This window comes from Prevotella sp. DNF00663, from assembly GCF_001553265.1.
Classification (GTDB): domain Bacteria; phylum Bacteroidota; class Bacteroidia; order Bacteroidales; family Bacteroidaceae; genus Prevotella.
Map to the genome: position 1 here is coordinate 23,147 of NZ_KQ960616.1, position 10,976 is coordinate 34,122.

Annotated in this window: 8 protein-coding genes; 3 read left to right on the forward strand and 5 right to left on the reverse strand. The window is 40.9% G+C overall.

Going from position 1 to position 10,976, the window contains the following annotated elements; all coding sequences use genetic code 11:
* The 5 genes from HMPREF3034_RS05550 to HMPREF3034_RS05570 all read right to left on the reverse strand — a co-directional run bounded on the left by HMPREF3034_RS05550 (position 1) and on the right by HMPREF3034_RS05570 (position 7,605).
* Positions 1–582, reverse strand: a complete 582-nt coding sequence (locus tag HMPREF3034_RS05550; RefSeq protein WP_156431047.1) for a nucleotide exchange factor GrpE — start codon at positions 580–582, stop codon at positions 1–3.
* 71 nt (positions 583–653) lie between these two features.
* Positions 654–2,264 carry an ABC-F family ATP-binding cassette domain-containing protein gene (locus HMPREF3034_RS05555; protein ID WP_036900416.1) on the reverse strand — a complete coding sequence of 537 codons (1,611 nt, stop codon included), beginning with the start codon at positions 2,262–2,264 and terminating at the stop codon, positions 654–656.
* Between the two features lie 136 nt (positions 2,265–2,400).
* Positions 2,401–4,053, reverse strand: a complete 1,653-nt coding sequence (gene hcp, locus HMPREF3034_RS05560; RefSeq protein ID WP_036900420.1) for a hydroxylamine reductase — start codon at positions 4,051–4,053, stop codon at positions 2,401–2,403.
* A 330-nt stretch (positions 4,054–4,383) separates the two neighbouring features.
* A complete protein-coding gene (locus HMPREF3034_RS05565; protein ID WP_062433887.1) occupies positions 4,384–4,998 on the reverse strand; it encodes an outer membrane lipoprotein periplasmic chaperone LolA1 in 615 nt (204 codons plus the stop codon).
* A 123-nt stretch (positions 4,999–5,121) separates the two neighbouring features.
* A complete protein-coding gene (locus tag HMPREF3034_RS05570) occupies positions 5,122–7,605 on the reverse strand; it encodes an FtsK/SpoIIIE family DNA translocase (RefSeq protein WP_062433891.1) in 2,484 nt (827 codons plus the stop codon).
* 112 nt (positions 7,606–7,717) lie between these two features.
* Between HMPREF3034_RS05570 and HMPREF3034_RS05575 the strand changes: the two genes are divergently transcribed.
* Genes HMPREF3034_RS05575 through tilS form a run of 3 tightly spaced genes read left to right on the forward strand, consistent with a single transcriptional unit; the run spans position 7,718 to position 10,928 of the window.
* Positions 7,718–8,386, forward strand: coding sequence for a 3'-5' exonuclease (locus HMPREF3034_RS05575; RefSeq protein ID WP_036900427.1), 669 nt, complete (start codon positions 7,718–7,720; stop codon positions 8,384–8,386).
* A 2-nt stretch (positions 8,387–8,388) separates the two neighbouring features.
* Complete coding sequence (locus tag HMPREF3034_RS05580; RefSeq protein WP_036900429.1) at positions 8,389–9,570, forward strand: class I SAM-dependent rRNA methyltransferase; 1,182 nt, start codon at positions 8,389–8,391, stop codon at positions 9,568–9,570.
* The gene (gene tilS / locus HMPREF3034_RS05585) at positions 9,570–10,928 is read left to right on the forward strand and encodes a tRNA lysidine(34) synthetase TilS (RefSeq protein ID WP_062433895.1); all 1,359 of its coding nucleotides are present in this window, start codon (positions 9,570–9,572) and stop codon (positions 10,926–10,928) included. The genes HMPREF3034_RS05580 and tilS overlap by 1 nt, the downstream gene beginning before the upstream one ends.
* Positions 10,929–10,976: the final 48 nt, after the last annotated feature.

Consider the following 10,976-nt stretch of genomic DNA (forward strand, 5'->3'; position numbering starts at 1 on the left):
TTATTGTCCTACTGCCACCTTGGCATGGCGAATCACTTTGTTGTTGAGTGTATATCCCGTAAGAACGCAATCAATAATTTTGCCTTTTTTGTCGTCTCCCATACCGGGAACCATGGCAATAGCCTCATGGAAGTCTGTGTTGAACTCGGCATCCTCGGTATCAATCTTCTTGACGCCAAGTCCTTCTAGCGATTTCATAAACTTCTTGAAGATAAGTTCCATACCTTCTTTGATGGCTTTCGGATCTTCGGTCTTATCGTCTAGAGCACGTTCAAAGTCGTCAATAATAGGGAGAATTGCAGAGATAGAACGTTCTCCACCATTCTCTATCAATTCGGCTTTCTCTTTACGAGTACGCTTTTTGTAGTTCTCAAATTCTGCAACTGTACGAAGATATTGATCGGTCAGACTATCTAACTTTTGTTGTACTTCTGTTAGAGGGTCTACTTCTTTCGGTTCTTCTGTTTTTGTTTCAGCTTCTTGAGTTTCTACATCTTCTTGTTGGTTTTCTGTAGATTCAGCACTCTGTTGGTTCTTATCCTCGTTCAGTTCTGTTTCTTTTATGTTTTCTTCTGACATCATATAAACTATTTATAAAGGTTCTATGCAAATGTTATGCCACCTTTTTGAGAAAATAAAAGATGGCATTTGGATTAGTACATAGTTGCTCTTTGGGCTTTCAACTGTTCATCGTAGATGTACTCGTCGTAACTCATCAATTTGTCTATTGTTCCTGTTGGAGTCAATTCTATGATACGATTTGCCACCGTCTCGATAAACTCATGGTCGTGACTTGAGAATAATATGTTGCCTTTGAAGTTGACTAGGTTATTGTTGAAAGCTTGAATACTTTCAAGGTCTAGGTGGTTGGTTGGGGTATCTAGTATGAGACAGTTTGCGTTTTGCAATTGCATGCGAGCAATCATACAACGCATTTTCTCTCCACCGGAAAGCACGTTGACTTTCTTCTCCACCTCTTCGCCGCTGAAGAGCATTCGGCCGAGATAGCCTTTCATCATGACTTCGTTTCCTGTACCAAATTGTCCGAGCCAGTCTACTAGATTCAAATCGCTGTCAAAGAATTCTGTGTTATCAAGAGGCAAGTAGGCCGTTGTAATGGTAACGCCCCATTTGTAGGTTCCAGCAGTAGCTTCCCTGTTGCCATTGATAATCTCAAATAGTGCCGTCATGGCTTTTGGATTATGGCTAAGGAATACTACCTTTTCTCCTTTTTCTATGTTGAAATTGACATTGTCGAAGAGTACTGTGCCATCAGCATCAACCGCTTTTAACCCTTCTACTTCAAGAATTTGGTTTCCGGGTTCACGTTCCATTTGGAAGATAATACCGGGATATTTACGGCTACTTGGGCGAATTTCTTCTACATTTAGTCTCTCTAGCATTTTCTTGCGGCTGGTGGTCTGGCGACTCTTTGCCACATTGGCAGAGAAACGGCGGATAAATTCTTCCAATTGCTTACGTTTCTCATCTGCTTTCATGCGCTGATTTTGAGCCTGACGGAGTGCCAATTGCGAACTCTCATACCAGAAACTATAGTTTCCGGAGAATACAGTAACCTTGCCAAAGTCAATATCTACAGTCTGGGTACTTACTGAGTCCAAGAAGTGACGGTCGTGGCTGACAACCAAGACTGTTTGTTCTACGTTGCCAAGATATTCTTCCAACCATTCTACTGTGTCGAGATCCAAGTCGTTGGTAGGCTCATCGAGTAGCAGGTTGTCAGGGTGTCCAAAAAGAGCTTTGGCCAACATGACGCGCACTTTTTCGTTGTTAGAAAGTTCACTCACCAACTTATCGTGTCTATCTTCTTTGATTCCGAGGTTCTGGAGTAGTTGAGCAGCTTCGCTTTCAGCTTCCCAACCATTCATTTCAGCAAACTTTTCTTCCAGTTCTGCAGCCCTGTTTCCATCCTCTTCTGTCATCTCTGGCTTGGAGTAGAGGGCTTCGCGCTCTTTCATGTTGGTCCATAGAGGCTGGTGTCCCATGAGGACTGTATCCAATACTTTGAATGTATCGTACTTGAAGTGGTCTTGTTCTAGCACAGACAGGCGCTCACCCGGACCGAGTTCTACAGTTCCCTTGTTTGGCTCAAGTTCACCACTGATGGCCTTTAATAGGGTGGACTTACCCGCACCATTGGCTCCGATGACGCCATAGATGTTACCATGAGTGAATTTTAAATTTACATCTTTATAAAGAACTCTCTTTCCAAACTGGATTGCAAGATTCGAAACTGTTATCATTTTTTGTATATACCTTATTATAATAATTGGATGCAAAGGTACTAAAAAAAAACTTACCATACAAGAGCAACGGCTCTTTCTCGACCTGCTGGTCAATGAAGAACCGTTGTACATGTGAATAGTATCATACTGATCGTTATCCTATCATCAGTTTTAAGTCTTCTTCTACAGTTGTGATACCGCCTAATCCGAAGTTGTCTACAAGTACTTTGAGTACGTTTGGCGATACAAATGCAGGAAGTGTAGGGCCGATATGGATATTTTTGATGCCTAAACTCAGCAAGGCTAATAGCACGATGACAGCCTTTTGTTCGTACCACGCGATGTTGAATGCAATAGGTAGGTCGTTGATATCGGCTGCTCCAAAGATTTCCTTTAACTTTAATGCTACAACAGCCCATGTGTAAGAGTCATTACATTGTCCTGCATCAAGTACACGTGGAATGCCGTTGATATCTCCAAGGTTCAATTTATTGTACTTATATTTGGCACAACCGGAGGTAAGGATGATGACATCTTTGGGTAATTTCTGAGCGAATTCAGTGTAATAGTTGCGATCTTTGAAGCGACCGTCACATCCCCCCATAACAACAAACTTGCGGATGGCACCGTTCTTAACAGCTTCGACTATTTTATCGGCAAGAGCGAATACCTGGTTATGTGCGAAACCGCCGATAATTTCTCCTTGTTCTATTTCGGTAGGAGCTTCACATGTCTTGGCCAATTCTATTACTTCAGAGAAGTCCTTGTGTCCGTTAGCTTGTGTCTCAATGTGCTTCCAACCGGGGAATCCGGTAGAGTTCATCGTGAATACGCGCTCTTTATAGTTGGCGTTAGGCAATGGTGGAACGATACAGTTGGTCGTAAATACGATAGGACCGTTGAAAGTCGAGAATTCTTCTTTCTGTTTCCACCATGCATTACCATAGTTTCCTACCAAATGCTTGTACTTCTTTAACTGTGGGTAATAGTGTGCTGGTAGCATCTCGCCGTGTGTATACACATCGATACCGGTACCTTCGGTCTGCTTCAATAGGTCTTCTATGTCGTGAAGGTCGTGTCCGGAAATTAATATACCCGGCCTTTTGCCTACACCGATATTGACCTTTGTGATTTCTGGATTGCCGTATGAGCTGGTATTGGCCTTGTCTAGGAGTGCCATGACAGCCACGCCTTGCTTGCCAGTCTCTAGTACGAGGTTAAGCAGTGTATTCATTTCAGTATCTGGATCAGTAATGCCGGCCAAAGCCGCACTCATGAAGTCTGTGATGGTTTCATCCCGATAGCCGAGACGGGCAGCATGTTCGTAATAGGCAGCAATTCCTTTCAAGCCCAAAACCATAAGTTCTTTCAGCGAGCGCAGATCCTCGTTGGTATTGCGAAGTACGGTTTGTCTTTCTCCTTCTGCGTCGTATTCATTTCTCTCTCCAGTCCATTTTACTTCTTGATAATCGGGTAGGGAGATGTTGTTCTGATCCGTCAAAGTCATGAGTCGCTTCTTGAGTTCGATTCCATTATCAATGCGTTTAAGCAAAGCTTCATCGTCAAAATTCGCATTAGTGATGGTTGTAAAGAGCGCATCAACAATGAAGTCATCTACCTCTATACCAGTATTGATACCTGCTTTACTGAGTTCATGGTCTATCGTACCGATACCTCTAGTAATACTCAGTAGTAAATCCATGTATTTATTAGTCTGTGGCAATTTTCCACATACGCCTCTTAAAGTACATCCAATACCTTTTGCTGTTTCTTGACATTGAAAACAGAACATCTTATTTTCCATCATAATGTTTTAATATAATAATTGATTAATGATGGCGCAAAGATAGGTTAGTTAATGGAAGTGGATGAGTAACAATTGTTACTCAATGGGGTTAAAGAATGTTATATTTGAGTGTTGCGATAAAGTTGGTTTATTATGGAAAAGCTCATTACATGGTTTTGTGTTATCATGTGAATTCTTAGATATTGCTGAAATGCCGAGTCAGCAACGGTGAACAGGCTTTACAGCATTACTGCGATGACTAGGCAGTGATATTGCAAAGGCGTCGCAGTAATATGAGATAGATGTGTTGAATATTGGTTAGCGTCCGATTGGGGACCTAAAAACTGTTTTCTATCGTAAATCGATCACTTCTGCCGAAGGATATTCTTTAGAATTAAACGAGAAAACACTGTCTGATATCTTCTTCTTTTGGAAGTTGGTAATATTAATGGTAAGCCAATTCTTTCCTTGTAACACCTTCACTTGGCTAGGAACGTAAGTCTTCTTGTTGATAAGCAGATAAAGTTCTTTGAGTGGACGTTTGGTATTTTGGGCTGTTAAATGAACTTTATAATTATTCCCTTGCGTACTGGATGACATGTTGTAGCCGCTCTTATAGATGGTCACGAATGCATAAGGATTCATTACAGCTTGCTTGGCCTCATTAGGAGTAGTGATGTTTACTTCGTTGGAACTTTTCATGTAAGTCCATTGCGTCTTTCCGTTATACCAGATTGTGGCTTGAGGGGAGTGGGCAACGAACTTATTCTTTTTAACAGTTATGGTACCACTTGTTTTCCCAATATTATCACCTGAAATCGAAAAATTAGCGCTGGCACCTCCTTTTGTATTCAATGTAGCTGCCGTCTTATCCAGTATTTGCATGGTTTGAGAGGGAGTCTGAGCTTTCAAACCTGTAAAGCAAGCTGATATAAAAAATAATAATGTGAATAGTTTCTTGTTCATATTCTTTTAGTTTTAATATGAGCAAAGTTAGAAAAATACACTGTGATGAGATGAGACTTTTAGTGTATTTATCTAACTTTAAGAACTCTTGCAATAGTTTTATTGCTTTTAAGGAAATATATATCAGGCTCCGTGGAGTTGGGCAAGCAATATGTTTAGTTGGTTTTCATCTTGAATTAAGACGTCACGAGGTTTGGAACCCTGTGCCGCACCAACAATACCTACTTGCTCTAATTGATCCATTAGGCGACCCGCTCTATTGTATCCGATAGAGAAACGACGCTGAATCATGCTGGTAGAACCTTGTTGTGAAATAACGATGGCATGGGCGGCTTCCTCGAAGAATGGGTCAAGATTCTGTATGTCGGCACTACCTCCGTTGCCAACACTTCCACCTTCGTCTGATGGAGGCTCCGGTAATTCCATTGGTTCTACGGGTCCCGGCTGGTCAGAAATATAATTATTGATGTTCTCTATTTCCGGTGTGTCAACGAAGGCACATTGTACACGTACCGGTTCATTGCCATTTAAGAACAATAAGTCGCCTCGGCCGACAAGTTGATTAGCTCCTGAACGGTCGAGAATGGTTCTTGAGTCAATCTGTGAACTCACTCTGAATGCCATTCTTCCGGGGAAGTTAGCCTTGATATTACCGGTGATGATATGGGTTGTTGGACGCTGTGTGGCAATGACCATGTGGATACCTACGGCACGTGCCAACTGTGCTATACGGGCTATTGGTAGTTCAATCTCTTTGCCGGCAGTCATAATCAAATCTCCGAATTCATCGATAATGACCACGATATAAGGCATATATTCATGCCCTTTGGTCAGATTGAGTTCGTGATTGACGTATTTCTTGTTGTACTCTTTAATGTTCTTTGCTCCGGCAATCTTTAATAAATCATAGCGGTGATCCATGAGTGCGCACAGGCTCTTCAATGTCTTTACGACTTTCGTGACATCAGTGATGATTGGTTCTTCGTCGTTTTCGGGTAGACAAGCCATCATGTGAGAGGCTATCTTATGGTAGATGCTGAACTCAACTTTCTTGGGATCGACTAGCACGAATTTCAATTCGTTCGGATGTTTCTTGTAGAGTAGGGAAGTAATGATGGCGTTTAGACCAACGGATTTACCCTGGCCTGTGGCACCCGCAACAAGTAAATGGGGCAGTTTGGCTAAGTCTACCATGAACACTTCGTTGGTAATAGTCTTACCAATGGCTAATGGTAGCTCCATCTTAGTCTCTTGGAATCTCTTTGAATTGAGGATACTTTCCATTGAAACTATTTGTGGATGCTTGTTAGGAACTTCTATACCGATGGTTCCCTTGCCCGGAATAGGAGCGATAATACGAATTCCGAGAGCAGAAAGACTAAGTGCAATGTCGTCTTCTAGGTTTCTAATCTTACTGATTCTTACACCTTCTGCAGGAGTAATCTCATAGAGGGTGATGGTTGGACCTACTGTTGCTTTAATCTCTTTGATGCTGACACGGAAGCTATTAAGCACTTCTACAATACGAGCATTGTTGGCCTTGATTTCGTCCATATCCACCTGTGGACTACCGTTATCATCATACTTTTTCAATAAGTCCAATGTGGGGAACTTATATTTGGTGTATGGCTCCAATGGATTGATAGGTGTTTTCAGGATCTCTTCGATATTTAGATTCTTACCGGTAGCAGTCTCTTCTTGCTTAGCTACTTCTACTTTGAGTGTATTATCACCGGTTTCATCGAATTTTGGAGTGCTAGGATTTTTTACTTCTGGCTTCTCTGTCTTTTGCAAAGGAGCGAAATTTGTTAAATCTACTACCGGTGAAACCTTTTCTTCTTGGGGCGTTATAGTCGTAGGCTCACCATTTTTATCTTCTTCCTCTTCGTCTTCTGAGTCGGAAATCTCGGGGGATTCTGGTTCGACAGTATTTTCTTCGTGGTGCGAGAAATTTGTGACGCTGAACTTAACTTTGTTTGTGAGATACTTAACAGGGTTAAGTGCTTTCCTTATCACTTCGATAGTTTCGGCACTCAAGTAGGTAAGAAAGGTTAAAGCTACAAGCACTAAGAGAGCTGTAAGGCCCGGAGGGCCTACGACATTCTCTAATTGTTGGACGCAAAATAGCCCATGATTTCCCCCGGGATTGAAGACCTGACCACCCATGAAAGGAGTTAGGAATTTGGCAAATGTGACAGAGCCCCATATCATAACAAGCATTGTGCATAGGAACCACTTCCAAAGATTGACTCTATAAGCTCGCATCAAACGAAGACCTGCCAATATAATAAAAGCCGGAATAAGAAATGATGTGAGACCAAAATTCACTGCAATCAATTCGTATGCAATGATAGCGCCTAATGAACCACAGTAATTGGAGAACTCATGCTTGCTATTGAGCCATTCGCCCGGCCTCAAATCTTCTAGTAAACTTTGGTCGGCTTGCCCTGTGTTGAAATATGATACCATGGCAATAATCATGTATACTGCCACTATAACGAGGACTACACCTAATAAAAAGTCTGATTTTTCGCTGCCTATATTGTTTTTTAAACCGATTGCTTCGCTTATATTTTTAGGCTTACGTTCAGTTTTTTTTCTTGCCATTATGTCTTTTTGCGTATTTAAAAATTTAATTGCAAAAATAGTGTAAAAAAGTGATAACCGCCCATAAATTCATATCTTTTTTCTAATTTTGCACCCTATTAGACTTCCCTTTATGAGAAAAATCATATATAGTAAATTTGACAAGAAAGCCATTAGCCTATTGCCACCAGTCTCATTTTCGGGGCGAATCATCACAATCTTGTCTGAAGGTGAGGCTGAGAAAGCTGTAGACTATTTGCTATCAAGTAAGATTTTAGGTGTTGACACTGAGACTAGACCTGCCTTTCACAAAGGAGAGAGCCATAAAGTATCTTTGTTGCAAGTGGCAAATCATGATACTTGCTTCCTGTTTCGGCTCAATAGGATAGGAATGTGTCCACCTATTATTAGACTATTGGAGGATACTACAGTCCCCAAAATTGGTTTGTCATGGCACGATGATTTACTATCTCTACATCGGCGCACTGCTTTTGTGCCCGGTTTCTTTATCGATTTACAGGACATTGTCGGCTTGCTTGGCATTAAGGATATGAGTTTACAGAAGTTGTATGCAAATATCTTTCATGAGAAGATCAGTAAACGTCAACGACTCACCAATTGGGATGCCGATGTATTAAATGAAAAGCAGCAAGTATATGCAGCTATTGATGCGTGGGCATGTGTCAATCTTTATGAAGAAATTTCTCGTCTTATGAAGACTAAAGACTATGATTTGATAGCAAACGAAGAGGAGAAACAGGATACAGATAATAATAAAATAGCATTAAGTAGCAATTCATAATTATGCCATATAAGTCAATTTACTTAAAGAAAGGTAAAGAAGAATCATTAAAACGTTTCCATCCTTGGATATTCTCTGGGGCTATCCATCATGCTGATGAAGGTATAGAAGAGGGCGAAGTTGTACGTGTCTATACGGCAGATAAGAACTTTATTGCCGTTGGGCATTTCCAAATTGGTTCAATAGCTGTACGAGTATTGTCTTTCAAAGACATTGAAATCAACCATGATTTTTGGATCTCAAGATTGTCGGATGCACTGACTATGAGAGCGAGAATTGGTGTTGTTGGTAGTAAAAACATGACTTATCGACTGGTACATGGTGAAGGTGACTTAGTGTCGGGGCTTATTATAGATTGTTATGGGCGGACAGCTGTGATGCAGGCGCATAGTGTTGGCATTCATTTAAGTCGTTATCAGATATGTGAAGCTTTGTTGGAAGTGATGGGAAACCAGCTGGATGCCATTTATTATAAAAGCGAAACAACCCTCCCTTTCAAAGCGGAACTAGGACAAGAAAATGGCTTTATCCACGGCAGTACGGATGATGACGTGACCATAGAGAATGGTTTGAAATTCCATGTAGACTGGTTGCGTGGCCAAAAGACAGGTTTCTTTGTAGACCAACGTGAGAATAGAATGCTCTTAGAGCAATATTCTGCCGGAAAATCAGTGCTGAATATGTTCTGTTATACAGGTGGATTCTCTGTCTATGCGATGCGAGGTGGAGCCAAATTAGTCCATTCTGTAGATAGTAGTGCTAAGGCTATTGAGTTGACAAATAGAAACATAGACCTCAATTTTCCCAATGATTTGCGACATGAAGCAATCTGTGAGGATGCTTTTAAATATCTTGATCAGCATGATGATACATATGATTTGATGGTGTTAGATCCTCCGGCGTTTGCCAAACATCGTGCCGCTGTACACAATGCATTGAAAGGTTACACGCGTTTGAATGTCAAAGGATTGCAGAAAATCAGGCGTGGTGGTATCTTGTTTACGTTTAGTTGTTCGCAAGTTATTACTAAAGACAACTTCCGTAATGCTGTTTTTACTGCGGCTGCACAGGCTGGTCGCCATGTAAGAATCTTGCATCAACTTCATCAACCAGCTGATCATCCAATTAATATTTATCATCCTGAAGGTGAATATTTGAAGGGATTGGTATTGTATGTAGAATAATGAGTAGAGCACAAAGTATCTTTATTAATAAGGTTAGAGACTTTATCCGGCATGAGCATCTGCTGAAGCACGATGCAACTTATCTTGTCGGATTGAGTGGTGGTCCTGATAGTGTAGCCTTATTACGTGTACTTTGTGGATTAGGATACTCTATTGAGGCTATTCATTGCAATTTTAATTTGCGTGGAGAAGAGTCGATACGCGATGAAAAATTTTGCAAAGACTTGTGTCAACAATTAGATATTAAGTTTCATACAGTCCATTTTGATACTTATGAATATGCAAAGAAGTATAAATTAAGTATTGAAATGGCTGCCCGACAACTGCGTTATAATTATTTCGAACAGTTGTTGAAAGACTTGGATGGGCAAGGTATATGTGTGGCGCATCACCTAGATGATAGTATAGAGACGTTTTTTATCAATCTATTAAGGGGTACCGGACTTCATGGACTGACTGGTATTGCTCCTCAAAATGGCCATGTGTTGCGCCCTATGCTGTGTGTGTCGCGATCAGAAATCATGGATTATCTCGCCGAAATAGGGCAATCTTACGTTGTTGACAGCTCTAATTTGGGAGACGAATACGTGAGGAATAAGATTCGACATCAAGTGATTCCACTGATGGAAAATATGAATCCTGCATTTCGGAGAAACATGTCACGTACTCTTCTATACTTATCCGGGGCGGAGAATATACAGGATGAGACTGTCAAACAAGCTGTTAATGATGTGATAGTTTCCCAAAAAGAGACGGAAATACTCATCAGTAAAACTAAGTTGCAAGAATATTTTTATGGTGAGTTTGTTTTGTTTGAATTATTAACAGCATATCAGTTCTCTCCAACGCAAATAGAAGAAATATGGCATTCTATACCGGCTGGAGTGGGAAAAAGGTGGAGTTCTTGTGATTGGGGATTACTAATAGACCGCCAATATTTGATACTCTCGATTGCAATGTCCCAAGATTTACAAAGGAAAATAAAAATTCCGGAGAATGGAGTATATGTTTGGGATGAGCAAAAGAAGTTCAAATTCTCTGAATGTAAATATGATGAGAGCTTCATTATTAGCCGAGAACGCAATAGGGCAACATTGGATTTCAATAAAACAGCCTATCCGTTGACGGTGAGGTATGCTGTTACAGGCGATCGGTTTGTCCCATTTGGTATGGCAGGTTCTAAGCTTATAAGTGACTATTTGACCGATAAGAAGCGCACACGATTCCAAAAAGAAGTGCAATTAGTCGTGGAAGATGCCAACGGGAAAATCATATGGTTGGTAGGAGAGAGAACGGATAATAGGTTCAGAGTGAGCACATCTACCACAACTTGTCTTTGTATAGAGGTCTTAGAATAAATATTCTGTCATATATAAAAGAGGGTGTGTCAAAATTGATACCCCCTC

Excerpts from the sequence above, each read along its gene's own strand:
- HMPREF3034_RS05555 (WP_036900416.1), bottom strand. The coding sequence starts at position 2,264 with ATGATAACAGTTTCGAATCTTGCAATCCAGTTTGGAAAGAGAGTTCTT.
- hcp (WP_036900420.1), bottom strand. The coding sequence starts at position 4,053 with ATGATGGAAAATAAGATGTTCTGTTTTCAATGTCAAGAAACAGCAAAA.
- HMPREF3034_RS05570 (WP_062433891.1), bottom strand. The coding sequence starts at position 7,605 with ATGGCAAGAAAAAAAACTGAACGTAAGCCTAAAAATATAAGCGAAGCA.
- HMPREF3034_RS05550 (WP_156431047.1), bottom strand. The coding sequence starts at position 582 with ATGATGTCAGAAGAAAACATAAAAGAAACAGAACTGAACGAGGATAAG.
- HMPREF3034_RS05565 (WP_062433887.1), bottom strand. The coding sequence starts at position 4,998 with ATGAACAAGAAACTATTCACATTATTATTTTTTATATCAGCTTGCTTT.
- HMPREF3034_RS05575 (WP_036900427.1), top strand. The coding sequence starts at position 7,718 with ATGAGAAAAATCATATATAGTAAATTTGACAAGAAAGCCATTAGCCTA.
- HMPREF3034_RS05580 (WP_036900429.1), top strand. The coding sequence starts at position 8,389 with ATGCCATATAAGTCAATTTACTTAAAGAAAGGTAAAGAAGAATCATTA.
- tilS (WP_062433895.1), top strand. The coding sequence starts at position 9,570 with ATGAGTAGAGCACAAAGTATCTTTATTAATAAGGTTAGAGACTTTATC.